The sequence below is a fragment of the Mediterranea massiliensis genome, assembly GCF_900128475.1.
Lineage (GTDB): Bacteria > Bacteroidota > Bacteroidia > Bacteroidales > Bacteroidaceae > Bacteroides > Bacteroides massiliensis_E.
In genome coordinates, this window is the sequence record NZ_LT635839.1 from 716,256 (window position 1) to 738,587 (window position 22,332).

Consider the following 22,332-nt stretch of genomic DNA (forward strand, 5'->3'; position numbering starts at 1 on the left):
ACAACACAAAAGTAGTGCCTTTTATGGAAATGACAAGCGTTTTGAGGTAGAAAAACATGTTATACAACATATTTCTTGACCTGTATCAATTCGTCCGAAGTTTATACATCCAAATCCTGCCAAAACGACCTGCCTGATGGTTTGTCTCATCTGCCAGCCGCCAAAGTGGCAGAAAAAGAAAGAGCCGCACCCGAAGGTGCAGCTCTTATACCTTATTATATTATATAAGCCAGGGCATGGCGTATATGGACGATGCCATGCGGCTTACCTGTCACTTTCTTCTCACTTGACGGGTGTTTTCTCCAGCGTAGCTACCAGAAAATCATAGAATCGGGTCACTGATGGAATGTAGGCACGTTCGTCGGGGGAGTGGGGAGAACGCAGCGTCGGACCGAATGAAATCATGTCGAGGTTCTTGTAGGTAGCGCCGATAATGCCGCACTCCAATCCTGCATGGATTACTTTCACGGCAGGTTCCGTGCCAAACTGTTCTTTATAGGATGCCTTCATGGCTTGCAGGATGGGAGAGTTAACATTGGGCTGCCAGCCGGAATAGCCTCCGCTGAATTCTACTTTCATTCCTGCCATGGAGAAGCAGGCGGCCAGGCTGTCGGCCAGGAAATCTTTCATCGTGTCGCACGAACTGCGGGCCAGGATGCGGACTTCGGCTTTTCCGCCGGCGATGATGACGATGGCCAGATTGGAGGAAGTCTCAACCGTGTCGGGGACGGTCGGTATCATGCGCATCACGCCGTCCTGGCAGGCCATCAGGACGTTGATCATGTTGTCCTGGATTTCTTCTGGGACTACGGTGGCGGGTACTTCCACTGCTTCTATCTTCAGGCTGACATTGCTTTCGATGGTTTCGTACTCGGAATTGATCTGTGCCTCATATTCTTTGATGTAGTCGTCCAAACCTTCCATGTCATCGGGGTTGAAGAGAAGTATGGCGTGTGCTTCGCGGGGAATAGCATTGCGCATGTTGCCACCTTCGAAGCTGGCCAGTTGACAGTCGAATTCCACCAGCAGGTCGTGTACGACACGTGCCAGCAACTTGTTGGCATTGCCGCGTCCTTCGTTGATTTCCAGTCCAGAGTGGCCTCCGCGAAGTCCCTTCAGCGTCAGCTTGCGGGCTACAAAGCCGTCGGTGGGAGCTTCTTCCTTGTATTCCAGAGAAGCGGTGATGTCAATGCCTCCTGCGCAGCCGATGTAGAGTTCGCCTTCCTGCTCTGAGTCGAGGTTCAGCAGGATGTCGCCTTTCAGTGTGCCTTCCTTGAGGCCGAAAGCACCGTACATGCCGGTTTCTTCATCTTTCGTGATGAGCACTTCCAGCGGACCGTGTTTCAAGTCTTTGGCTTCGAGTACGGCCATGGCTGCGGCAACACCCAGACCGTCGTCGGCTCCCAGTGTCGTGCCTTTGGCTTTCACCCATTCGCCGTCTACCCATGTCTCGATGGGGTCTTTGGTGAAGTCGTGAACCGTATCGTTGTTCTTCTGCGGTACCATGTCCATGTGGGCCTGCAGGATGACTCCGCGGCGGTTTTCCATTCCTGGTGTGGCAGGCTTGCGGATGATGACGTTGCCCACTTCGTCGGTAAATGATTCCAGTCCCAATTCCTTGCCGAAATTCACCAGAAATTCGGTCACTTGTTCTACATGACCCGACGGACGGGGAATGCGGGTCAGTGAATAGAAATGCTTCCACACATTCTGTGGAGCCAGTTGTAAGATTGTGCTCATAATCGAAACAAAATATAGTTTTCGCAAAGATAAGATTATATTTCAAGAAAACGTCGTTCCGTCCGAAGATTTTCTCCTGCTGTATGCCTGCCGGAAGAGAATGTCGGGCGTAGGGGGAGGCCTGTCTATGGCCGTTCTGTCGGAGATGAGTATAACTGATTGGCAGACAGCGGAGAAACAAAAAAGACTGCATCCGCCGTGTTGCCGGTCGGGATACAGTCTTTCGGGTATGCTTTGCAGGGATTCGTTATCCAAGCAGTTCCTTTACTTTGGCAGAGATGGTACGGCCTTCGGCACGTCCGGCCAGTTTCTTGCTGGCCACTCCCATTACCTTGCCCATGTCCTTGCCGCTGGTGGCGCCCACTTCGGCAATGATTTCCTTCAGGGCAGCTTCCAGTTCTTCGGCGCTCATCTGTTGGGGCAGGTAGGTTTCCATGACCTTTACCTGTGCCAGCTCGCCGTCGGCCAGATCCTGACGTCCCTGCTGGAGGTAGATTTCGGCGGAGTCTTTGCCTTGTTTCACCAGTTTCTGAATGATTTTCAGGGCGGCATCGTCGGTCAAGGTATCGTTGGCTCCCGGAGCGGTTTTGGCTTCGAGGAACACTTTCTTGATATTTCTCAAGGTGTCGAGGGCCACTTTGTCTTTGGCCTTCATTGCGGTTTTAATGTCTTCGCTGACTTTCTCAAATAAATCCATCGTCAATGTATGTATTAAAGTGATTGAACTCAGAGTTGGCAAACGTCATCCTTGTCGTTTTCTGACTTTGTCCGGCCGCTGCAAAGGGTTTGCTGTAGTCTTGCACAAGCTTTGCAGAGTTTCTGCACAAGCTTTGCAGAAGAACTGCAAAAGGGAAACAGAAAGACTGCACAAGCTTTGCAATGGGTTTACCTTGTGCCGGACGGGCGTCCAGATACGTTATCGGGACAGGTTGCACGGAGGTTATACGAAACTGATGATACCTCCGTCTTCGGTGCCTCCGGCTTCTTGGGCGGCCTGCTGGCTTTGTTCTTCGGCCTTGGCCTTGATGGCGTTCAGCGTGGCCTTATCGCGCAGGTAAGTGGGCGAGTTCTCGACCATGGCCACTACGTCGGCATTATCCAGATCTTCGGGGCTGAAGAGGTAGATGTGGCGGCGGCGTGTTCGTTGTGTACGCTGGTTGGCATCCTTCCCATAATAGGTTTCGCGACGTGTACGGCGCTGTTCTTCTTCTTCTTCCTGTTCGGCCAGGCGTTGCTGTTCCTCGGCGCTGCGCTGGCTGAGGCGGGCGTCCATCTCCTGCATGTGGATATCCTGGATGCCGAAACCTGTGGCGAGAAGTGTAATCTTCACGCGTTCTCCCAGCTCCTTGTCCTCCACCATGCCGAACTTTGTTTCAAAGTCACGGTTGAAGCGGTTCATGAAGTCCTTGATTTCGTCCATCTCGCTCATCATCAGCTCGTGGTCGGGGCTATAGGAAATGTTGAGCAGGACCTTTTTTGAGTTGAAGATGTCGTTGTTGTTGAGCAGGGGGGAGTGCTGGGCGTTCTTGATGGCTTCGCTTACGCGGTTTTCCCCTTCGCCGTAGCCGGTACTCATGATGGCCACGCCGCCGTCTTTCATGACGGTCTTCACGTCGTTGAAGTCGAGGTTGATGATGCCTCGCATGGTGATGATTTCGGCGATGCTCTTGGCGGCAATCAGCAAGGTATCGTTGGCTTTGGCAAAGGCGCTGGTGACAGAGAGGTCCGAATAGATTTCGCCCAACTTTTCATTGTTGATGACGAGCAGGGCATCCACGTGGCGGCTGATTTCTTCCACACCGTCCAGGGCCTGGTCTATCTTCTTGTCGCCTTCCCAGCGGAAGGGAATGGTAACGATGCCTACGGTGAGAATATCCATCTCCTTGGCAATGCGGGCGATGGTCGGCGCCGCTCCGGTACCCGTGCCGCCACCCATACCGGCGGTGATGAACACCATTTTCGTGCCGTCGTTCAGCATGTCCTTCACTTCCTCGATGCTTTCTTCAGTGGCTTCCTTGGCCTTGTTCGGGCGGTTGCCGGCTCCCAGTCCTTCGTGTCCCAGCTGGAGCTTGACGGGGACGGGTGACTCTTCGAGCGCCTTGCGGTCGGTGTTGCACACCACGAAGGCTACGTCGTGTATGCCTTCGCGATACATGTGGTTCACGGCATTGCCTCCTCCGCCGCCTACACCGATGACTTTGATTATCTTGGGAGAATCGGTTGCAAAACCGAAATCTTTGATGATATCGTCCATAATATATCTTGCTTTTAGTTATTACATTTTGTCATCGTCGAATAATTCCTTGGTCAGTGTATCTATCTTGGATTTGAACCAACTGGGCTTGTTCTTTTTTGCTTGTTCCTTTTTCCGTCTTTCTTCTTCCTTCTTGCGCTTCTCTTCCTCTTTCTTTCTCTTTTCCTCTTCTTCGCGCTTGCGGCGGTTTTCTTCTTCTTGGGCTTTCAGAGCCTCGTCGTCCTTGAAGATGTCAGCCGGTTTGCTGGGTTTGGGTTGTATGGGTTGCGGCTCCTCCTGCAGGCAGCAGTTGTCCTTGCCGGCGATGAGCAGGGACAGCAGTGTGTTTTGGGTACCATCCTTCTTAATCTGCTCGTTGAAACCGCGGATGGTTTCCTGTACGAAGGAAGCCGTTCTGATTTTCTTCAGTTTGCTGATTTGGAGCAGGGCTCCTTCCATATTTCTCAGTTGGGAGGCTCCTCCCGTGATGACCAGTCCGGCCAGCAGCTTGTCTTCGTAGCCCGATAGTTGAATCTGGTTCCATACGTTGGCCAAAATCTCTTCGGTACGGGCACCTACGATGTTGTTCAATTCGCCCAGCAGGATGCTGCGACCGTCCTCAGTCGTACAGGCGGCAGGTGCTTCGGCATCTTCGTCTTCCTTGTAGAGGACATCGCCGTATTGCAGCTTCAGCTTCTCGGCTTCTTCTTCCTCCATTTGCAGGGTGGCTATGTCGCGGGTGATGTTGTTGCCGCCCAAGGGAAGGACGCTGAGGTAACGGAGCATGTTGTTCTTGTACACCATTACGGTCGTGGTGTCGGCACCGAAGTCGATAAGGGCGCAGCCCGAACGCAATTCGTTTTCGGTCAGTACGGCCTGCGCCAGGGCTGTCGGTGCGATGAGCAGGTCGGCAATTTCAACTTTAGCCTGTTCAAAACTGAGCTCGAGGTTCTTCTTGAGAGAAGTGCGGGCCATGATGTTCAGAAACTGACCTGTAATGAATTTACCCGTAACGCCTACCGGTTCGGCATACAGATTGTTGTCTATCTTGTACTCTTGCGGCGCCACGTCCAGGATGTTCATGTCCACGATGGGGAAGTTCAGGTTTTCGTCGCAGAGGCTGTCAATGAGTTCCTGCGAGATGACTTCTTCTTCGGGTGTACGGCTGACGACGTTCTTGACCGTACGTAAGGACTGTCCGCCGATGCCTACATATACTTTGGCGATGGAGTTCTTGAGCTGGTCTTCCAGCTTGTTGATGATGGAAGTCAGGGCCTGTGCTGCTTTGCCGATGTTGTAGATGCACCCTTTGCGGATAAAGGAGGCAGCTTCTTCGGTGGCGTATGCCAGTACCTGTATGCTTCCGTCACTGTTCCTGCGGCCGGCAATGCCGGAGATTTTGGAGGAACTGAGCTCGATAGCGGCGATGAAATCTGTTGTTGCCATATCTTTGTTGTTTTGTAAATTGTTTCTTGTTGTTCAAAATACTTTCCGTCAGTCTCTTCGGGTACAGATGATTTGGTTGTCAAACTCTACGTTGATGCGCGAATACTTGTTCCATCCCACCTTGTTGAGGGCTTTCTGATAGAATTCCTTCAGCCGTGCCAATTTCTGGTCGTAGTCTTTCAGCCGGCCGAGGTAGATGAGATGGTCGCCTACGCGAGGTACCAGTTCTACATTCTGGTCCGAGAGGACATAGATTTGCTCGATCTGTGCGTCCCAGAAAGGATTCTTCTGCAAAAATACACCAAACTTATATAAATCCTTCACGGCAAAGGATTTTTCTATGTATCCGGTGGCCAGCGGTACATGGGCCACGCATTTGGCATCGGGTGGCATGACGGTTCCTTTGTTGTCCAGAAAATAGTTTTCACCTCGGTTGTTCATGACCCGCAGAATGGGGATACGCTGGCTGACCTCGACACATATCTTGTGGCTGGGGGTTTTGTAGCATTCCACACGGTCGATAAGCGGGTGTGTGGACAAGGCTTCCTCCATTTCCTTGGTGCGGATGTCCTTCAGATTCTTGCCGACGGGATTGAGCTTTTGCTTCCGAAGCATGGAAAGCACTTCCTTTTTTGTGATGAATCCGGCGTACACCGTGTCCTTGATAACCAGTTCGATGTCGGTACATGTTGCGTCTGCCGGCTTCCGGTTGAAGGCGGTGACAGCCACAATCAGGTAGGCTGTGGCAAGTAGTAGGACGATGGTCAGTAATATTCTTCTTATCATATCTTTGGGTTGTTTCCGAATTCTATGTGATTGTTTGCCGATGCGTTCAGCATCGCTTTTCCAGCAGGCGGGTAATCTCGGGCACGTAGTTGTCCAGGTCGCCGGCACCCAATACAATCAGTACCTCGATATCCTTGTGTTCAAGCAGATTCAGGATGTCTTCCTTCCGGCACATACATTTCTCGATGCCCGGACGCAGATTGTCGTAGATGAGCCGGCTGCTGACACCGGGTATCGGTTGCTCACGTGCCGGATAGATGTCGGTCAGTATCACCTCGTCGAGAAGCGAGAGGCTGTCGGCGAACTCGTGATAGAAATCGCGTGTGCGGGTGTACAGGTGCGGCTGGAAGATAGCGGTGATCTTCTTGTCCCGATACAGCTCGCGGATAGACTTCACGCTTTGGGCAATTTCGGCCGGGTGATGGGCGTAGTCGCTGAGGAAGACGATGCGGTCAGTCTTCAGTTTGAAGTCGAAGCGTCGGTCCACTCCCTGGAAGCTGGCCATGCCGCGTTTGATCTCTTCATCCGTAACGCCGTTCAGATGGGCCAAAGCCATGGCTGCCACCCCGTTTTCGATGTTGATGCTGATGGGCACGCCCAACTGAATGTCGTTGATGCGTGTGTCGGGGGCTACGAAGTCCAGAAAGATTTCACCGCCTCCGATTCGGATATTCTCGGCATGGAAGTCTCCACTTTCGCGGTTGTAGGTATAAGTCCTTACGCCCGGCTGTACATCGGGCTGTAGAGCCAGTCCTTCGTGTATGATCAGTGCCCCGCCCGGCTGGATGAGCGTGGTGTAGTGGCGGAAACTTTCCAGGTAGGCTTCACGGGTACCATAGATGTCCAGATGGTCGGGGTCGGTAGCTGTGATGACGCTCATGTACGGTGAGAGCCAATGGAAAGAGCGGTCGAACTCGTCGGCTTCGATAACTGTGTACGGGCTATCCTGTGACAGGAGCAGGTTGGTTCCATAATTTTTTGAGATACCTCCCAGGAAGGCGGTACATCCTATGGACGACTGATGCAGCAGATGGGCCGCCATGGTGCTGGTGGTGGTCTTACCATGTGTGCCGGCTACGCAGAGTGCCTTGCTGCTGCGGGTAATGATGCCCAGTACCTGGGCGCGCTTGTGGATTTCAAAACCCTGGGTACGGAAGTAGTTCAGTTCGGCATGCTCGTGAGGGATGGCAGGAGTATATACGACCAGTGTTGTGGCTTTGTCCTTGCACCAGTCCGGTATCAAGTTGACATCTTCTTCATAGTGGATGGCAGCCCCTTCAGCTATCAGTCTGGCAGTCAGTTCGCTGGGCGTTCGGTCGTATCCTGCTACCCGCTTTCCTTTCGACAGGAAGTAGCGTATCAGGGCGCTCATGCCGATCCCTCCGGCACCGACGAAATAAACGGATTGTATAGTTTCTATATTCATTTTCTTAAATACTCGTTGATGGGTGATTACTTATCTTTCTCTTTTATCAGATTGAGCACTTCCTGTGCGATGATGCGGGCCGAGTCGGGTAGGGCAAGCTTGCTGATGTTTTGGCTTAGCTGCTTCAGTTGCTCATCGTCGGTTACTGTTGCCAGAGCCGTGTCAAGCAGTTTCTCTTGTGCCTCGGCGTCTTTAATATACAGGGCGGCATCCTTGTTGACCAGTGCCAATGCGTTTTTGGTCTGATGGTCTTCGGCAACGTTGGGCGAAGGGACCAGAATGACCGGCTTGCCCAGGAGGCAGAACTCAGAAATGGATCCGGCGCCAGCCCGCGAGATGACCAGGTCGGCCAGTGTGTAGGCACTGTTCATGTTCTTGATAAAGTCGGTCACATACAGGTTTGGCAGGCTGCTGACACGAGTGTTGCGGACAGCTTCACCTGTAAATGCCGTAATGGCGGCTTTCACCTGTTCGATGTATATCTTGCCGGTTTGCCAGATGAACTGTACTTCGGGGTGGGCTTTGATTTGTGCCAGTCCGGCTGTCAATGTCTGATTGATAGTACGGGCTCCCAAACTGCCTCCCAGAATCAGGATGGTCTTCCGGCTAGGGTCGAGACTGAACAGATGGGCCGCTTCTTCACGCGTAATCGGGTCGTTGAGCAAGGTTTGTCTCACGGGATTACCCGTCAGCAGAATCTTCTCGGCCGGGAAGAACTTTTCCATTCCTTCGTAGGCCACGCAAATGCGGTCAGCTTTTTGAGCCAGCAGCTTGTTGGTCACTCCCGCATATGAGTTCTGTTCCTGTATCAGGGTGGGGATACCCATCATACCGGCTGTCTTCAGTGTCGGGCCGCTGGCATATCCGCCTACTCCTACCGCTACTTGCGGACGGAATTCCTTGATGATTTTGCGGGCTTTCCATTGGCTGCGCAGCAGTTTGATGATAACAGCAAAGTTTTTCCACAGATGTTGTCGGTCGAAGCCTGCTACCGGCAGACCGATGATGCGGTAGCCGGCGTCGGGTACGCGTTGCATTTCCATCCTTCCTTCGGCACCGACAAACAGGATTTCTGCTTCGGGGCACAGTTCACGGATGGCGTTGGCAATGGATACGGCCGGGAAGATATGACCTCCCGTACCGCCTCCGCTGATGATGATACGCGGATGGTTATGATTGTTGTTCTCCTTCATATTTTCACCTTATTATATATGTGCTTATTTGAATTCACTGTCACTGTTCAGAAGCTTGGAGGTTGGTTCTTCGGCTTCCTGACCGGCAGACGGCTGTTCGGTTGTTGTCTTGTCGCCCGTTTCTATCTGCATGGGGATTTGTGCGTCATGCAGGCGCTGTTCCTCCAGCTGGGCGGTATATCGGCTCACGCTCAGTATCATGCCGATGTAGGCACAGTTGATGAAGGTGGATGTACCTCCCTTGCTGATGAGCGGCAGCGGTTGTCCAGTGACGGGAGCCAGTCCCACGGCTACCATCATGTTGAACAAAGCTTGGGTTACCAGTAGCAGGGCGATGCCTATCACCAGAAAGGCGGGAAACGTCCGGTCGCACTTCTTGGCGATGCGCCCGACGCGTATCAGCAGACAAACATAAAGAAAGACGACGACGATACCGCCAATCAGTCCCAGTTCTTCAATGATGATGGCATAAATGAAATCCGAATAGGCCTGACTCAGAAAATCGCGCTGTACGGAGTTGCCCGGCCCCTTGCCAATGACGTGGCTGGTGGCTACAGCAATGCGGGCATGCGCTACCTGTGCATCGCCGTCAATGTCAAATTTGGCCGCCGGTACTTCCTTGGCGTATGCGAAATCTACGATACGTGCCTTGACCGTTGTGAAGCGGTGTCCCATCGGAATCTTTTCCAGCGTGTCATTAGGGGTAGCCAGCAGGAAGGATACGAACAGTACAACCAGTCCGACCAATCCGCCTCCCAGCATCAGCAGCTTTTTGGCTTGTATACGTCCGATGAACATCATCAGGTAGACGGTACTGAAAAGCAACACACCGGTTGAGTAGTTCTCAGGCAGGATGAGGCCGCAGACGATGCACGTCATGATCATGATGCGTTTGAATGCCTTGGGAGAGGCCCCGTTTTCATCCTGTCCTCGTGACAAGATGACGGCTGTTCCCATTACCACTCCCATCTTGGCCAGTTCCGACGGTTGGAACTGAACTCCCATGAAGGTCATCCAGCGGGCTGCACCATTGATGCGGTCGCCTGTGACGAAGCCTGTAACCATCACGAAGAGCAGCAGTACAATGGACACCAGCAGCAACGGATAGGGAAGTGCCTGAAACCACTTGTAGGGAATGTTGTGTACAAACACGACAATCAAGGCTCCGATAGACAGCAGGATGGTATGCTGGGTGATGGGGCCCCAGTGGTCGCCGCTTTTATAGGTCAGTGTAGAAGCGGCGGAGAATACCTCGGTGATGGAGATGAGACAGAGTACCAGGAAGATAATCCATATCACCTTGTCGCCTTTGAATATGCTTTTCAGTAAATCCACTTTATTCAGAATTTAGATGTTCTACTTTTCGTTTTTTAGAAGGACCGTATGCTTCTGTCCTTCCCTTATAAGGCCCGTACGCAGGCTTTGAACTGGTCGCCTCGGTCTTCGTAACTCTTGAACAGGTCGAACGAAGCACAGCAGGGGCTCAGCAGAACGGTTTCTCCTTTCTTGGCCAGATGGAAAGCGGCGTCTACGGCATCCTTCATGCCTGTCTGTACGTCGGCTACCGGTAGTCCCAGACGATCGAAAAACTCATGCAGTTTTTCATTGTGAAGTCCCAGATAGACCAATGCCGAGCATTTTTCTCGTACCAGTTCCTCTATCTCTTTGTAGTCATTGCCCTTGTCCTTGCCTCCCAGAATCAGTACGGTTTTGGTGGTCATGCTTTGCAGGGCATACCAGCAAGAGTTGACGTTGGTGGCCTTGGAATCGTTGATGAAGTGGACGCCCCGTACGGTAGCTACCTTTTCCAGCCGGTGGGGAACTCCCTGGAAATCGGACAAGGCCTTGCGGATGTCTTCATTCTTCACACCGGCCAGGTTGGCCGAAATGCCGGCGGCCAGTGAGTTGTACAGGTTGTGTGTGCCGTGCAGAGCCAGTTCTTCCTGTTCCATGTTGAAGGCGATGGGGGTGTTGATTTCCACTTCACCGTCTTCCACATAGGCGATAGCACCGTCTTCCTTGACGGCAGAGAAGGGGTAGAGGTGAGCCTTCAAACCGTGTTTGGCCAGTTCACGTCGGATGATGGGGTCATCGTTCCAATAAATGAACGCATCGTCTTCAGTCTGGTTCTGGGTGATACGGAACTTGGCGTCTACATAGTTCTGCATGCAGTAGTCGTAGCGGTCCAGATGGTCGGGCGTGATGTTCATTAGCACGGCGATGTTGGCACGGAACTTATACATGTTGTCCAGCTGGAAGCTGCTCAGTTCGATGACGTAATAGTCGTGTTGTTCGGTGGCTACCTGGAGAGCCAGGCTGTTACCGATGTTGCCGGCCAGTCCGACGTTCATGCCTGCGCTTTTGAAGATGTGGTAGATCAGTGATGTGGTCGTTGTCTTACCGTTCGATCCGGTGATACAGATCATTTTGGCCTTTGTATAGCGTCCGGCAAATTCTATTTCGGAAATGATGGGTGTTCCTTGTTCCTTCAGCTTCAGTACCAGGGGAGCATTGTTGGGGATGCCAGGGCTCTTGATGACTTCATCAGCATTCAGAATCTTTTCTTCCGTATGTCCTCCCTCTTCCCAGGGAATGTCATACTTGTTCAACAGTTCTTTGTACTTGTCCTTGATGGCACCCATGTCTGAAACAAAAGTGTCGAAACCTTTCACTTTTGCCAGCACGGCAGCACCTGCGCCGCTTTCGCCGGCTCCTAAAACTACAATTCTGTTCATATCTAAAGTTATCTGATCTTCAATGTTATAATGGTAATGGCTGCCAGAATGATGGTCACAATCCAAAAGCGGACGGTAATCTTCGATTCGTGGAACAACTGTTCGGGTTTGGTGAACACGACCTTGCACCCCGGCTCAATCAGGTTCATGCCTGTGCGGAAGTGGTCGTGTATCGGGGTCCGTTTGAACAGGCGCTGCTTGACGCCTTTTCGTTTGCCGGCCTTGTAGTACACCCGTTGCAGGATGACGGACAGGTTCTCTACCAGGAAGATGCCGCAGAGGATCGGTATCAGCAGTTCCTTGTGGATGATGATGGCAAAGACGGCGATGATTCCTCCGATGGTCAGGCTGCCCGTATCGCCCATGAATACTTGGGCCGGATAGGCGTTGTACCACAGGAAACCGATGAGGGCACCGATAAAGGCGCAGACAAAGATAACCAGCTCTTCAGAACCTGGAATGTACATGATGTTCAGGTAGCCGGCATACTCGATGTGACTCGACACATAGGCCAGGATGCCCAACGTCAGTCCGATGATGGCTGAGTTGCCTGCCGCCATGCCGTCCATGCCGTCGTTCAGGTTGGCACCGTTGCTCACGGCCGTAACCACGAAGATGGTAACGATGACGAACAAGATCCATCCGGCCGTCTGTGCATGGTCACCCAGAAAGCCCATGATGTCGGCATAGTCCAGGTTGTTGCTTTTGAAGAAGGGGATGGTCGTTTGCGTCGCCTTGATTTCCTTGGCGGCATGTACCACTTCAATCTGTCCGTCGGGCTGTTCCACCTCGATGTTCTCGCGGATGACAACCTGCGGACTGAGGTAAAGGGTCAGTCCTACAATCAGTCCCAGTCCCACCTGCCCGATAATCTTGAACTTGCCGTGCAGACCTTCCTTGTCTTTCTTGAATATCTTGATGTAGTCGTCGGCAAAGCCCAGCGAACCCAGCCACACGGTGGTGACGAGCATCAGTATCATGTAGATATTCCCCAGCTTGCCCAGCAGCAGACAGGGAATGAGGGTGGCAAAGATGATGATGATGCCTCCCATGCTGGGAACGCCTACCTTGTTTACTCCGAACGGGTCGATGCTGGCATCGCGTTGGGTTTCGGTAATCTGTTTCCGTTTCAGTAGATGGATGAATTTGTCACCCCAGATTGTGGAAATCAGCAGGGCCAGGATGATGGCCATCAAGGCGCGGAACGACGTATAGCCGAACATACCCGCACCCGGGAAGTCATACTGGTCAAGCCAATGGAACAAATAGTATAACATAGCAATGAATCGTTTACAATATACAATGAATGGTTGTTGCTCAGTTCATAATCTTCAGGAGTTCTTCCTTGTCGTCAAAGTGATGTTTTACTCCTTTGATTTCCTGATAGTTTTCGTGTCCCTTGCCAGCTACCAGCACGACATCGCCCGGCTGTGCCAGCAGACAGGCCGTCTTGATGGCTTCGCGGCGGTCCACGATGCTGATGGTCTTCTGCAGGTCGTTCTGGTCGAGTCCGGTCAGCATGTCGTTGATGATGTCCTGCGGCTCTTCAAAGCGCGGGTTGTCGCTGGTGATGATGACACGGTCGCTCAAGCGGGCGGCCTCCTTGGCCATCATGGGGCGCTTGCCTTTGTCACGGTTACCGCCGGCACCTACCACAGTGATGACTTTCCCTTTACCTTCCAATACGCCGTGAATGGCGTTCAGTACGTTGACCAGCGCATCGGGAGTATGGGCGTAGTCGACGATGGCTGTGAATGCTTTGCTCGGCGAGCGAACGGCATCGAAGCGTCCGGCTACCGGATGTAGGGTGCTCAGTGCCACCAGTACGTCTTCCTCTTTCTTGCCCAACAGGACGGCGGCGCCGAATACGGCCAGCAGGTTGGAGGCATTGAAGCGTCCGATGAACTGGACGGCCACCTCGTGGTTGTTGAACTCAAGCAACATGCCTTCGAAGTGTGATTCCAATACCCGTCCCTTGAAGTCGCTCAGGCTGCGGAGCGAGTAAGTGTATACGTGCGAACGGGTGTTCTGCGTCATCACCAGTCCGTTCTTGTCGTCCAGGTTGGTCAGGCTGAAAGCATCCTTAGGCATGTCGTCGAAGAATTTCTTCTTGGCCTTCAGGTAGTTTTCCACCGTCTTGTGATAGTCCAGGTGGTCGCGCGTCAGGTTGGTAAAGATGCCACCGGCAAAGCGCAGGCCGCTGATGCGTTTCTGGGCGATGGAGTGCGAGCTGACTTCCATGAAGGCATACTTGCATCCGGCATCGGCCATCTGTCCCAACAGACGGTTCAGGGTGATGGGGTCTGGCGTAGTATGTTCGGTCGGTATCGGCTGGTCATCGATGTAGTTGCATACGGTTGATATCAGTCCTACCTTGTAGCCGAAGTAGCGGAACACATTATATAATAAGGTGGCGATGGTTGTCTTGCCATTGGTGCCGGTGACGCCTACCAGTTCCATTTTGGAAGTGGGGTCGCCATAGAAGGTGGTTGCCACCTTGCCTACGGCATCTTCGCTGTCCTTGACCTGTATGTAGGTTACGTCGGGATTGGTTTGCTCCGGCATCTCCTCACAGAGGATGGCTACTGCTCCTCTTTCGATGGCGGCGGGAATGTAGGCGTGCCCGTCGGTCTGCGTGCCACGCATGGCCATGAACAGGTGACCGGTTTCCACCAGTCGTGAGTCGATGTTTACTCCAGTTATCTCGATGTCAGTACTGCCGGTCACTTTTACCGGCTGTATGGCTTTCAACAATTCGTTCAGTTTCATATATCTATCGTTATAATGGATTATGGAGGAGGAACCCGTGTTGGGCTTCTTCCTCTTTTCATTCGTTGTTCCTTATTGTTTCAGTTGCAGACTAATGGTTTGTCCTTTCACTATCCTGCTTCCGCCGGCTATCGACTGGTTTTTCACTTTGCCGATGCCATAAACCTGTACGCGCAATCCCTTGCTTTCCAACAGATAGACTGCATCTTTGGCTCCCATCCCGATGACGTTGGGCACCTGTCCCGATTTCTCGCTTTCGGTTTGCAGGATGACGGCGTTGGGCGACTGCTGGGCATGTCCCCAGGTGGTGCGGCCATCCGCCAGCTTGAAGTCCTTCTGTACAGGGACCTTCAGACCTTCCAGCACGCGGAGCGTTTCGTTCAGGTTGCCGGCCTTGACGGAGGGAATGACGTTGGTGGTGCTGTCTATGGCATTGCTCAGGTCGAAGTGCAGGTTCTTGGCATACACTCTTTCCGCAATCTTGCCGAATACGCTTCCTGCCATGCCACCACCCGAGGCGATGCCTTTGTTGATCTGGATGGAAACGATGCAACTGTATCGTGGTTGCTCCGAGGGGAAGTATCCGCAGAAGCTGACCAGGTGGTTGCGGACGCCGCCTTTATAGCCTTCTGCCCCCTGCGAAATCTGTGCCGTACCAGTCTTTCCCGATACGTGGAACTGGCTGCTGCCGGCCGGTTTGGCCAATCCGTGGCTGACGACGTTCTGCAGGATGGTTCGTATCTGGTCCAGGGTATGGTCCGAACAAATCTTGGAATTGATGACTTCGACCGGATATTCTTCCACCGTCTCACCGTCCTTTACGGCCTTGGTCACGAAACGGGGCCGCACCATGGTGCCGTTGTTGGCAATGGCGTTGTAGAAGGTCAGGATGTTGATGGGCGGTATCTGCACTTCGTAGCCGATACTCATCCATGGCAGGGTAGTCTTGGCGAAATACTTTTCTTTCGGCCCTTTGATATTTGGGATACCTTCGCCAGGTATCTGCAGATGCAGCGGCTGGTCGATGCTCATACGCTTCAAGCCGTCCACAAACTTCTGCGGGTCGTCCTTGTAGAACTGGTCGATGATGCTCGACACACCGATGTTGGACGACACTTCCATGATGCGGTTCACGTCGATGACACCGTAGCCGCCCTTGTACCAGTTATGGTCGCGCATGGCCTGTCCGTACATCATCTTGATGCCGTTGCCCGTGTCGACGGTATAGTCGGGTGTAATCTTTCCATCCTCCAGTGCCACCATGATGGAGGCAGTCTTGAAGGTGGAGCCGGGCTCCTGCAGGTTGCTGATGGCCAGGTTGCGCATCTCGTAATAGTTGCCGTCCTGTCCGCGGGTCATGTTGACGATGGCCTTGACGTCGCCCGTAGGTACGTCCATCAGGATGGCTACGCCCGACACGGCTTCCAGCTCCTTCAGCTTGTCTACCAATGCCTTTTCGCAGATGTCCTGCATGTCCACGTCGATGGTGGTGATGATGTCGCATCCGTCCACGGGCGGGCGGTCTACGATGTTCAGGTACTTGTTCATCACCTTCTGGCGGTGGGTGATGCCGTCGCGTCCCTTCAGCAGGGAGTCGAAGGCCAGTTCGATGCCGTTCTTGGCTCCTTGGGCCGTATCAGCATAGAGGTCGCCCAGCGTACGTGCGGCCAGTGAGCCAAACGGCTTCTTACGCTGGTTGTAGGCCAGTTCGTGGAAGCCTCCCTTGTACTTGTTCAGATTGAACACTGGCAGGCGTTTTGCTTCCTTGTACTGGATGTATGAGATTCGTTTGGGGTAGATCAGGTAGTTGCGGCTTCCCTTCTTGCGGCCCTTCAGCAGATGGGCCTTGAACTGGGCGGCGCTCCGGTCGGGGAAGATTTTGTGCAGGCCTTCGCAGATTTCTGTCAGGTGGTTCATCAGCATGGTGTCCTTCTGGTGTCCGCCGGCCTTGAAGTCCATGTAGATGCGGTATTCGGGCAGGGAACTGGCCATCAACTTGCCGTCGGCCGAGAGGATGTTGCCGCGGTTGGGCTTGACGGGCACACCTTCTCGTACGAAGCGGTCGGCCACGTCTTTCCAGTAGCCTTGCTCGGCAAACATGATGAAGCCGGCCTTGACTACCACCGCTATCCCCATCAGCGACATCAGCAGCACGACGAAGAAGTAGCGGGTCATTATGTTTTTTTTGTTTACAGCCATGGTTGTTTGTTCCGTTTTGTGGTTTTACTTGATCAGATAGGGAGGGGTGGTTGCCGTTTGCAGATCACTCTCGCGGGTGGAGATGTACTCCTCGATGCGCGACTGGCGGCTGCGCTCCATCAGTTCGGAGCTACGGGTCAGCGCGTCGTACTTGATGTCGGTCAGTTCCTTCTTCAGCCGGTCAATCTCTATCATCTGCTGCTGGCAGGCGTAGCGGTTGTGGATGTAGAAGATGATGAGCACCATGACCAGTACCAGCAGTTTGGTCTGCCGGCGGAAGAAGTCGGTGGCCAGGATGTCTCCTCCCACGATGCTCCTCCAGGATGCGTGCTTGCTTTTCTTTTCCGGTTGCGCGATGTTTTCTTGTCTGCTTTCCATTGCCATGTCTCCTTTATCTCATCGTTTTTCTGCTATTCTCAGTTTGGCGCTCCGCGAGCGGGGGTTGCGGGCCACCTCTTCTTCGTCGGGCACAATCACTTTGTTGTTTACGAGGCGGAAGGGTGTCTGTACGTTGCCGTAGAAATCCTTCTCCGCCTTGCCTTCCACGTTGCCCGTCTTCATGATGTTCTTCACCATGCGGTCTTCCAGCGAGTGATAGGTGATGACGACCAGTCGTCCGCCCGGGCGCAGGGCTTCGGTGGCGGCATAGAGCATCTCCTTCAGGGCTTCCATCTCCTGGTTCACCTCGATGCGCAGGGCCTGGAAGACCTTGGCCAGTTCCTTCTTCTCGCGCTCGCGGCCGAAGAGGGGCTTCACGAGTTCGAGAAAGTCGCCGATGGTGTCAATCTTCTGCGTATTGCGCGCCTTGACCAGCAGGGCGGCCAGCTTGCGGCTGTTCTTCAGTTCGCCGTAGAGGTAGAACACGTCGGCCAGGCGTTCTTCGTCGTAGGTGTTTACCACGTCGGCCGCGGTGAGGCCTGCGCGTTTGTTCATGCGCATGTCCAGCCGGCCGTCGAAGCGGAAGGAGAAGCCCCGCTCGCTGTCGTCGAAGTGGTGGGACGACACGCCCAAGTCGGCCAGGACGGCATCCACCTGCTCCACGCCGTAGTAGCGCAGGAAATTGTGCAGGTAGCGGAAGTTGCTCCGCACGAAGGTGAAGTGCGGGTCGGCCACGATGTTGCGTTCGGCGTCCTCGTCCTGGTCGAAGCTCAGCAGTCGTCCGCCGTCGCCCAGTCGGGACAGGATTTCGCGCGAGTGTCCTCCTCCGCCGAAGGTCACGTCGACGTACGTTCCGTCCGGGCGGATGTTCATGCCGTCTACGCTGGGTTTCAGCAGCACGGGGATGTGGTATGTCGGTTCTTTTTCTGCCATTTGCACCTTAGTAATATAAAACGGCTGTAAAAGTACACATTTCTCCACAATTATGGGCAAGGTTTTCACTAAAATCAATGAACAAGTTTTCAACAACCTTAAATCCTTTGTTTGCAGAGGGTTCTGCCTGCTTGTGCGAATGATACTTTAAGTGAAAACAGCGTTTACGGAGGAAGTATGGGCTTCTGTGTCGGAAACGGTGGAAAACATTGCTTCTTCTGATGCAAAACATTGCTTTCTTTGCAGGAAAACATTGCTTTCTTTGTTGTAGAACATTCGGTCTTTTTCCGTCAGAGAATGATTGTTTTCGTTTGATATGTAGCCTGTCGGCGGAGGGCTCTGGCGTTGGCTTGATAAAACAAAAAAGACAGGCTTCGGGTGGAGCCTGTCTTTTCATTTGCACAACTAAAAATATACGCAGTCTTTTCGGGCGAAAAGACGCTTGCACCTTACTGGTTAGGGAGGGTTATACGAAGTCTTTCAGTTCGCGTTGCAGCTTCTGGCGCGTGAAGAAGATGCGGCTCTTCACGGTACCCAAGGGAAGGCCCAGCTTTTCGGCAATCTCGCGGTACTTGAAACCAGCCACATGCATGGAGAACGGTATGCGATATTCTTTGGGCAGCGCGTTGACGATGCGGTGCATCTCTTTCAGATCGTAGGCCGTTTCGGTGCTGTCGGCGTAGCTTTCGCTCGGCGTGTTCAGGTGATACTGGTTGTCCGTCTGGTCAACGAAGGTCTGGTCGCGCATCATCTTGCGGTAGTTGTTGATGAAGATGTTGCGCATGATGGTGTAGACCCATCCTTTGAAGTTGGTTTCGGGGGTATATTTGTCTTCGTTGTCGAGAGCTTTCAAGGAAGTTTCCTGAAGAAGGTCGTTTGCGTCTTCGTGGTCGGCGGTGAGCTTGTAGGCAAAACGAAGCAAGTCGTCCTGCATTCCCACCAAGGCTTTTGTAAATGTTGCACTGTTCATATCATACATGCGTGTTAAAGGGTTAGTTGTCGTATTTTGATTTCGACGTTGCAATGATACGGACAATCTGCCGGTAGGGTCGCCGGAAAACAAGCAATAATAGGGGGAAAATCTGTTTATTGATAGCTTTCGGGTGTCTTTTGTCAGTTTTCGGGTGTATTTTCTGTCAAAGTCTTGCAGATAATTAAAAAGAAGCGTTAATTTTGCGCAGTATTTTATCTGGATAAAGAATGGCAGAAGACTCTTTGTTTTTGATCGACATCGACCGCATTCTTCGGGAAAAGGCTCCGAAGCAGTCGAAGTACGTGCCCCGTTTCGTCGTTTCGTATCTGAAGCACATTGTGCATCAGGACGAGCTGAACGTCTTTCTGCGTGAATCGAAGGACAAGGTCGGCGTTGACTTTCTGGAGGCCTGCCTGGAGTTTCTGGACGACAAGATTGAAGTGAAAGGACGGGAGAACCTGCCGGAAGGCAAGTTGTGTACGTTTGTCTCCAACCATCCGCTGGGCGGGCAGGACGGCATTGCCTTGGGTTATGTGCTGGGCAGGCACTACAACGGCAAGGTGAAATACCTGGTAAACGACCTGCTGATGAACCTGCACGGCTTGGCTCCCCTCTGCATTCCCATTAACAAGACCGGTCGTCAGGCCAAGGACTTCCCGAAGCTGGTGGAAGCAGGCTTTGCGTCAGATAACCAGCTCATCATGTTTCCGGCCGGCCTTTGCTCGCGCCGTCAGAAGGGCGGGGTGATTGCCGATCTGGACTGGAAGAAGGCATTCATCGTAAAGAGTGTGGAACATCAGCGCGATGTGGTCCCCATTCATTTCGAGGGACGTAATTCCAATTTCTTTTATAATCTGGCCAATCTGTGTAAATTTTTAGGTATCAAGTTCAACATCGCCATGCTGTACCTGGCGGACGAGATGCTGAAGAACCGTCACAAGACTTTTACCGTCACCATCGGAAAACCCATTCCGTGGCAGACGTTCGACAAGTCGAAGACGCCCGTACAGTGGGCACAGTACGTCAAGGATATCGTATATAAGTTGTAAGGACATTGAGTTTATAGAAAAATAGGTAATGAGTATGGAAGAGATTATTGCACCGGTAGACAAGGCGTTGCTGAAAGCGGAGCTGACAGAAGACAAGCGTCTGCGCATGACCAACCGCAGTCACAACCAGATATACATTGTCACCGCACAGGATGCACCGAACACGATGAGGGAAATCGGCCGTTTGCGCGAGATAGCCTTCAGGGCAGCCGGTGGCGGAACGGGCATGTCGATGGACATTGATGAGTATGACACGATGGAGAATCCCTACAAGCAGTTGATTGTGTGGAATCCGGAAGCGGAGGAAATACTGGGGGGGTATCGGTATATATTGGGCACGGACGTGAGGTTCGACGAGAAGGGAGCTCCCATTTTGGCCACCTCGCACATGTTCCACTTCTCCGAGAAGTTCCTTAAGGAGTATCTGCCCACAACCATTGAATTGGGACGTTCGTTCGTCACGTTGGAATATCAGTCCACCCGTGCCGACAGCAAGGGGCTTTTTGCGCTGGACAATCTGTGGGACGGCCTGGGCGCCTTGACCGTAGTGATGCCCAATGTGAAGTACTTCTTCGGCAAGGTGACCATGTATCCCAGCTATCACCGTCTGAGTCGTGACATGATACTCTATTTCCTGCACAAGCATTTTGCTGACAAGGAGGGGCTGGTTGTGCCGATAGAGCCGCTTCACTTGGATACCGACGAGAAGCAGTTGGCCGCCTTGTTCTGCAAGGATTCATTCAAGGACGATTACAAGATACTGAATGCTGAGATACGCAAGGTGGGCTATAACATTCCTCCCTTGGTCAATGCTTACATGAGCCTGAGCCCTACGATGCGCATGTTCGGCACGGCCATCAACTACGAGTTTGGTGATGTGGAGGAAACTGGTATCCTGATTGCCGTCGACGAAATCCTGGCTGAGAAGCGCATCCGCCACATCCAGTCGTTCGTCGAGAACGAACAGGATGTCAGCCGCTTTGTGTTCAATAAGAAGGCTTAAGTCTGATCGGAACGAGGTTGTTCGTTGATCTTGCGTCCGTCAGCTGATTTCAGGTAGGCTGTTGCCGTTGATTTTCCGATAAAGGTCGAGGGCGAAGACGTCAGTCATGCCTGAGATATAATCCAATACCGCCTGTATTCTTTCATAGAATACGGGCGATTTTATTTTGTACTGATTGGACACGCGATTGATGAGCAGCTTGGAGTAAGCCTTCTCGGGTGAGCAAACAGCCTCGGTCATCAGTTCCAGCAGGGTACCGATGATGCGGAAACCGGCCAGCTCGATGTCGAGCACGTCGCGTGAACGATAGATTTTCTCTTGCGACACTTCGGAACAGTGTCGGTAGGCCGAGGCGGGCAGGGGGCTGATGTGTCTGATGAGCGGACCTTCGAACGTACCAGCTAAAATCTGCTCTTCGTGGTCCAGGAAGGCCTGTGTGCATTCGCGTATCAACAGTCCGATGACGCTGGAGCGCAGGTAGGCAATCTGCTCGTTGACATCGCTCACAATTTTCAGTGTTTCTTCCCGATGGGCTTTGCGAGCGTCGTCAAAGTAAGACAGAAGCAAGTCCTTGGTTTCGTCGGTCGTCAGTATCTTCAGCTTGTGTGCATCTTCGATGTCCATCATTTGGTAGCAGATGTCATCAGCTGCTTCCACGAGGTAGACCAGTGGATGGCGGGCATATTTCAGCGGTTGCTCGTTCAGTTTCGTCATTCCCAGTTCTTCGGCAATGCGGCGGAAGCTTTCTTCCTCACTGGCAAAGAATCCGAATTTCGATTTCCGCCCGGCCAGGCTCGATGAAAAGGGGTATTTTACGATACTGGCCAGGGTAGAGTAGGTCAGTACGAATCCACCTGGACGCCGTCCTTCAAACTGATGGGTTAGCAGGCGGAAGGCATTGGCGTTGCCTTCAAAGTGAGTGAAGTCTTCCCATTGGTTTTCGCTGAGTTGTTCCTTCAGGGCAAGTCCTTTACCTTCGGAAAAGAAGGTCGAGATGGCCCTTTCGCCCGAATGACCGAAGGGTGGATTGCCCAGATCATGGGCCAGGCAGGCAGCTGAAACAATGGCGCCGATTTCAGGCAGGAAACTGTGTTGCAGCTCGGGCTGACGGACCAGGATGCCTTTTGCCACGTCGTTGCCCAACGATCGTCCCACGCACGACACCTCCAGACTATGCGTCAGTCGGTTGTGCACAAATATGCTGCCTGGCAGCGGAAATACTTGTGTCTTGTTCTGAAGGCGGCGGAAGGGAGCCGAAAAGACCAGCCGGTCGTAGTCGCGTTGGAATTCAGAGCGGTTTTCGTGGCGTTCCTGATGGAATTCTTCCAGTCCGAAACGCTTGGCTGACAGGAGGGTGTTCCAGTTCATCATGGGTGTATGTGGGCTTGGCGTTTGATAAAATACAAATCCGGTTACTATTATTTAACTGCAAATGTATGACTATTTGCTTCAAAATCCGTACTTTCGCC

At 52.8% G+C, this 22,332-nt stretch carries 18 protein-coding genes; 2 read left to right on the forward strand and 16 right to left on the reverse strand.

What is annotated here, in order from left to right; genetic code table 11:
• Positions 1–282: 282 nt before the first annotated feature.
• The 15 genes from BQ7483_RS16480 to BQ7483_RS16550 all read right to left on the reverse strand — a co-directional run bounded on the left by BQ7483_RS16480 (position 283) and on the right by BQ7483_RS16550 (position 18,808).
• Positions 283–1,740, reverse strand: coding sequence for an aminoacyl-histidine dipeptidase (locus BQ7483_RS16480; protein WP_072546633.1), 1,458 nt, complete (start codon positions 1,738–1,740; stop codon positions 283–285).
• 247 nt (positions 1,741–1,987) lie between these two features.
• On the reverse strand, positions 1,988–2,437 hold the full coding sequence (locus BQ7483_RS16485; RefSeq protein WP_022019590.1) for a GatB/YqeY domain-containing protein: 450 nt from the start codon (positions 2,435–2,437) through the stop codon (positions 1,988–1,990).
• Positions 2,438–2,680: 243 nt separating this feature from the next.
• Positions 2,681–3,994 (reverse strand): cell division protein FtsZ, encoded by a 1,314-nt coding sequence (gene ftsZ, locus BQ7483_RS16490; RefSeq protein WP_022019591.1) that lies wholly within the window; start codon positions 3,992–3,994, stop codon positions 2,681–2,683.
• Between the two features lie 21 nt (positions 3,995–4,015).
• Positions 4,016–5,419, reverse strand: a complete 1,404-nt coding sequence (gene ftsA, locus BQ7483_RS16495) for a cell division protein FtsA (RefSeq protein WP_072546634.1) — start codon at positions 5,417–5,419, stop codon at positions 4,016–4,018.
• A gap of 48 nt (positions 5,420–5,467) precedes the next feature.
• Positions 5,468–6,205 carry a cell division protein FtsQ/DivIB gene (locus BQ7483_RS16500; RefSeq protein ID WP_022019593.1) on the reverse strand — a complete coding sequence of 246 codons (738 nt, stop codon included), beginning with the start codon at positions 6,203–6,205 and terminating at the stop codon, positions 5,468–5,470.
• A gap of 46 nt (positions 6,206–6,251) precedes the next feature.
• A complete protein-coding gene (murC, locus tag BQ7483_RS16505; protein ID WP_022019594.1) occupies positions 6,252–7,631 on the reverse strand; it encodes a UDP-N-acetylmuramate--L-alanine ligase in 1,380 nt (459 codons plus the stop codon).
• A 26-nt stretch (positions 7,632–7,657) separates the two neighbouring features.
• Positions 7,658–8,824, reverse strand: coding sequence for an undecaprenyldiphospho-muramoylpentapeptide beta-N-acetylglucosaminyltransferase (murG, locus tag BQ7483_RS16510; protein WP_022019595.1), 1,167 nt, complete (start codon positions 8,822–8,824; stop codon positions 7,658–7,660).
• Between the two features lie 24 nt (positions 8,825–8,848).
• On the reverse strand, positions 8,849–10,159 hold the full coding sequence (locus BQ7483_RS16515; RefSeq protein ID WP_072546635.1) for an FtsW/RodA/SpoVE family cell cycle protein: 1,311 nt from the start codon (positions 10,157–10,159) through the stop codon (positions 8,849–8,851).
• A gap of 65 nt (positions 10,160–10,224) precedes the next feature.
• On the reverse strand, positions 10,225–11,559 hold the full coding sequence (gene murD / locus BQ7483_RS16520; protein WP_072546636.1) for a UDP-N-acetylmuramoyl-L-alanine--D-glutamate ligase: 1,335 nt from the start codon (positions 11,557–11,559) through the stop codon (positions 10,225–10,227).
• Between the two features lie 8 nt (positions 11,560–11,567).
• Complete coding sequence (mraY, locus tag BQ7483_RS16525) at positions 11,568–12,836, reverse strand: phospho-N-acetylmuramoyl-pentapeptide-transferase (protein ID WP_072546637.1); 1,269 nt, start codon at positions 12,834–12,836, stop codon at positions 11,568–11,570.
• A 40-nt stretch (positions 12,837–12,876) separates the two neighbouring features.
• Entirely contained in the window at positions 12,877–14,328 is a 1,452-nt protein-coding gene (locus BQ7483_RS16530; RefSeq protein WP_072546638.1) for a UDP-N-acetylmuramoyl-L-alanyl-D-glutamate--2,6-diaminopimelate ligase, read from the reverse strand.
• 72 nt (positions 14,329–14,400) lie between these two features.
• A complete protein-coding gene (locus BQ7483_RS16535) occupies positions 14,401–16,527 on the reverse strand; it encodes a penicillin-binding protein (protein ID WP_235847390.1) in 2,127 nt (708 codons plus the stop codon).
• A 24-nt stretch (positions 16,528–16,551) separates the two neighbouring features.
• Positions 16,552–16,911: an FtsL-like putative cell division protein gene (locus BQ7483_RS16540; RefSeq protein WP_072546639.1), complete on the reverse strand. Its 360-nt coding sequence runs from the start codon at positions 16,909–16,911 to the stop codon at positions 16,552–16,554.
• 12 nt (positions 16,912–16,923) lie between these two features.
• Positions 16,924–17,838 (reverse strand): 16S rRNA (cytosine(1402)-N(4))-methyltransferase RsmH, encoded by a 915-nt coding sequence (gene rsmH, locus BQ7483_RS16545; protein ID WP_072546784.1) that lies wholly within the window; start codon positions 17,836–17,838, stop codon positions 16,924–16,926.
• A 466-nt stretch (positions 17,839–18,304) separates the two neighbouring features.
• The gene (locus BQ7483_RS16550) at positions 18,305–18,808 is read right to left on the reverse strand and encodes an RNA polymerase sigma factor (RefSeq protein ID WP_022019604.1); all 504 of its coding nucleotides are present in this window, start codon (positions 18,806–18,808) and stop codon (positions 18,305–18,307) included.
• Between the two features lie 230 nt (positions 18,809–19,038).
• Between BQ7483_RS16550 and BQ7483_RS16555 the strand changes: the two genes are divergently transcribed.
• Positions 19,039–19,860 carry a lyso-glycine lipid O-acyltransferase GlsA gene (locus BQ7483_RS16555; RefSeq protein WP_072546640.1) on the forward strand — a complete coding sequence of 274 codons (822 nt, stop codon included), beginning with the start codon at positions 19,039–19,041 and terminating at the stop codon, positions 19,858–19,860.
• 34 nt (positions 19,861–19,894) lie between these two features.
• Positions 19,895–20,863, forward strand: a complete 969-nt coding sequence (locus BQ7483_RS16560; protein WP_072546641.1) for a glycine N(alpha)-acyltransferase GlsB — start codon at positions 19,895–19,897, stop codon at positions 20,861–20,863.
• 39 nt (positions 20,864–20,902) lie between these two features.
• Here the strand turns inward: BQ7483_RS16560 and BQ7483_RS16565 are convergent, their stop codons facing one another.
• Positions 20,903–22,234 (reverse strand): deoxyguanosinetriphosphate triphosphohydrolase, encoded by a 1,332-nt coding sequence (locus tag BQ7483_RS16565; RefSeq protein ID WP_072546642.1) that lies wholly within the window; start codon positions 22,232–22,234, stop codon positions 20,903–20,905.
• Positions 22,235–22,332 lie beyond the last annotated feature (98 nt).

What these genes read in the sequence shown, in the direction of transcription:
- BQ7483_RS16480 (WP_072546633.1), bottom strand. Translation starts at nt 1,740, where the DNA reads ATGAGCACAATCTTACAACTGGCTCCACAGAATGTGTGGAAGCATTTC.
- BQ7483_RS16485 (WP_022019590.1), bottom strand. Translation starts at nt 2,437, where the DNA reads ATGGATTTATTTGAGAAAGTCAGCGAAGACATTAAAACCGCAATGAAG.
- ftsZ (WP_022019591.1), bottom strand. Translation starts at nt 3,994, where the DNA reads ATGGACGATATCATCAAAGATTTCGGTTTTGCAACCGATTCTCCCAAG.
- ftsA (WP_072546634.1), bottom strand. Translation starts at nt 5,419, where the DNA reads ATGGCAACAACAGATTTCATCGCCGCTATCGAGCTCAGTTCCTCCAAA.
- BQ7483_RS16500 (WP_022019593.1), bottom strand. Translation starts at nt 6,205, where the DNA reads ATGATAAGAAGAATATTACTGACCATCGTCCTACTACTTGCCACAGCC.
- murC (WP_022019594.1), bottom strand. Translation starts at nt 7,631, where the DNA reads ATGAATATAGAAACTATACAATCCGTTTATTTCGTCGGTGCCGGAGGG.
- murG (WP_022019595.1), bottom strand. Translation starts at nt 8,824, where the DNA reads ATGAAGGAGAACAACAATCATAACCATCCGCGTATCATCATCAGCGGA.
- murD (WP_072546636.1), bottom strand. Translation starts at nt 11,559, where the DNA reads ATGAACAGAATTGTAGTTTTAGGAGCCGGCGAAAGCGGCGCAGGTGCT.
- mraY (WP_072546637.1), bottom strand. Translation starts at nt 12,836, where the DNA reads ATGTTATACTATTTGTTCCATTGGCTTGACCAGTATGACTTCCCGGGT.
- BQ7483_RS16530 (WP_072546638.1), bottom strand. Translation starts at nt 14,328, where the DNA reads ATGAAACTGAACGAATTGTTGAAAGCCATACAGCCGGTAAAAGTGACC.
- BQ7483_RS16535 (WP_235847390.1), bottom strand. Translation starts at nt 16,527, where the DNA reads ATGGCTGTAAACAAAAAAAACATAATGACCCGCTACTTCTTCGTCGTG.
- BQ7483_RS16540 (WP_072546639.1), bottom strand. Translation starts at nt 16,911, where the DNA reads ATGGCAATGGAAAGCAGACAAGAAAACATCGCGCAACCGGAAAAGAAA.
- rsmH (WP_072546784.1), bottom strand. Translation starts at nt 17,838, where the DNA reads ATGGCAGAAAAAGAACCGACATACCACATCCCCGTGCTGCTGAAACCC.
- BQ7483_RS16550 (WP_022019604.1), bottom strand. Translation starts at nt 18,808, where the DNA reads ATGAACAGTGCAACATTTACAAAAGCCTTGGTGGGAATGCAGGACGAC.
- BQ7483_RS16555 (WP_072546640.1), top strand. Translation starts at nt 19,039, where the DNA reads ATGGCAGAAGACTCTTTGTTTTTGATCGACATCGACCGCATTCTTCGG.
- BQ7483_RS16560 (WP_072546641.1), top strand. Translation starts at nt 19,895, where the DNA reads ATGGAAGAGATTATTGCACCGGTAGACAAGGCGTTGCTGAAAGCGGAG.
- BQ7483_RS16565 (WP_072546642.1), bottom strand. Translation starts at nt 22,234, where the DNA reads ATGATGAACTGGAACACCCTCCTGTCAGCCAAGCGTTTCGGACTGGAA.